We start from the raw sequence: 1,664 nt of genomic DNA, 5'->3' as shown, positions 1-1,664 counted from the left end.
CAATGTCATTAAGTTAAGACATTGACAATTAATATTAGACTTTTAAAGCACTGATTTAACATTTAATTGGTTAAATTGGTGCTTTTTTCGTACAACAAATAAGGCATAGCACAGATTCTGCTTTTTTAAGCTACGCGATATAAATAATATACAGCTGATTTGGGCTTAATATTTCTCTTGTCCTTGCGGCCTGGTCTAATTGGAATGGTATAATAGCTGATCTGAATAAGGATCCGTTCAAAATCTTGCGTTGAAGAAGAAGCCAAATACATGCTCTGAATAATCAAGCATGATTGCTTGAAATTGATGGCATATTGATACTTGCAATGCTTTTGCGGAATATAGGCCTGTGCATCAATTTGACTGATTGCATTAAACATAATCATATGGGCATAAATTTCCATTTCAATAAATTTATCTTGTTTGGAATGGAACTGTACGCTGCCTAAAGAATACTTCAATTTCTTGAAGGAGGTCTCAATACCCCAACGCAGATGATAAAGCTCTTTAATTCTTTTTAGCGGATAATTTTTTCGATCAAGATTGGTTAGCACAACTTCCCATTCTTCTTTGCCTGATTTGGCATCATTAATTCTAAATTTGCAGGCTCGAAATTTTATTGTGCATAACTCGCCAAAATCCCAGCTTAGATCCTGGGTATTTTTAGAGCGATACTTAATATATTGGCGATAATGATGCTGGACATGGTGAATATTCTCACTGGCTTTATGCGTGATGTAGTAATAGTTAGAAGTAGTTACCAGGCAGGAAATCTCACGATCACATTCTTGATCAGGCAATGTCGTTATTTCTTTAACTCCGCCTTTTCCAGCCTTAGTTCGTATTATGTAATGACAGTTAGGCAGGCGATTGCAGTTTTCAATCATATTGAAACTAGTGTAGCCACGATCCATTGTTACAATATATGGACCACAATTCAAAGCTTTAAGCATTTGAACAGCCGCTTTGCGTTCATCCATTTCTGATTTAGGCTGAAAAATACAATCCTGGTAGGTATTATTCAATAGATCATATAAGGCATTAACGTGAATTTGACAATAGGGTTTCTTTTTATGAGAAGAAGCTTGTACAATGTTATTCGATTTCGGATTCCAGATTTGATTAAAGTCAGAGCCATCAATGGCAAACAAACGGTAGTGATGATCAAAAAGTTGAATATTAAATAGATTTTGATTAAAAACAGTCAGAATATGTTTAAAACAAGCAGGAGAAAGCTGGCTTTTGCGTTGAACATAGGCAGAAGTACTAACTACTTTATCGTTCTTTTTAGTTGCATCTTCGCCAAAAGCTCTAAAGAGTTCACTGTTTAAATTCTGACCTTGCATGTTAATTGTAGTTTTAAGGACTGTCGCTGCATCTAAAGTGCGTTTCCTGGTAAAAGCATGAGGATTATTAATAAAATCGTGAATATGATCCCCAGTATTATTGATAATTTGATCAAGACGTTCTAGAATATTCTTATGAAGGGCTTTCATAATTAACACCAGCTTTCTGGCAATAATTTTGAAGGTTTAAAATATATAAGATAGGCGAAAAGGCAGGTCTTTTCGCCTTTATTTTATACAAAAAAAGAGATCGAATCCAAATGATTCGATCTCTAAAAAAGCACCCTTAATTGTCAATGTCTTAACTTAATGACATTG

General features: G+C 34.5%; 1 protein-coding gene. It reads right to left on the bottom strand.

Translation table 11 applies throughout. The features are described from left to right. Positions 1 to 125: 125 nt before the first annotated feature. Positions 126 to 1,496: an IS4 family transposase gene (locus CP355_RS09885; RefSeq protein ID WP_098044444.1), complete on the bottom strand. Its 1,371-nt coding sequence runs from the start codon at positions 1,494 to 1,496 to the stop codon at positions 126 to 128. Between the last annotated feature and the right edge of the window lie 168 nt (positions 1,497 to 1,664).

This window comes from Lactobacillus sp. UMNPBX4, assembly GCF_002554115.1.
GTDB classification, from domain to species: domain Bacteria; phylum Bacillota; class Bacilli; order Lactobacillales; family Lactobacillaceae; genus Lactobacillus; species Lactobacillus gallinarum.
Note: the sequence above shows the minus strand (reverse complement) of the source record. Positions and strands in the feature narration are given on the sequence as shown.

Excerpts from the sequence above, each read along its gene's own strand:
- CP355_RS09885 (WP_098044444.1), bottom strand. The coding sequence starts at position 1,496 with ATGAAAGCCCTTCATAAGAATATTCTAGAACGTCTTGATCAAATTATC.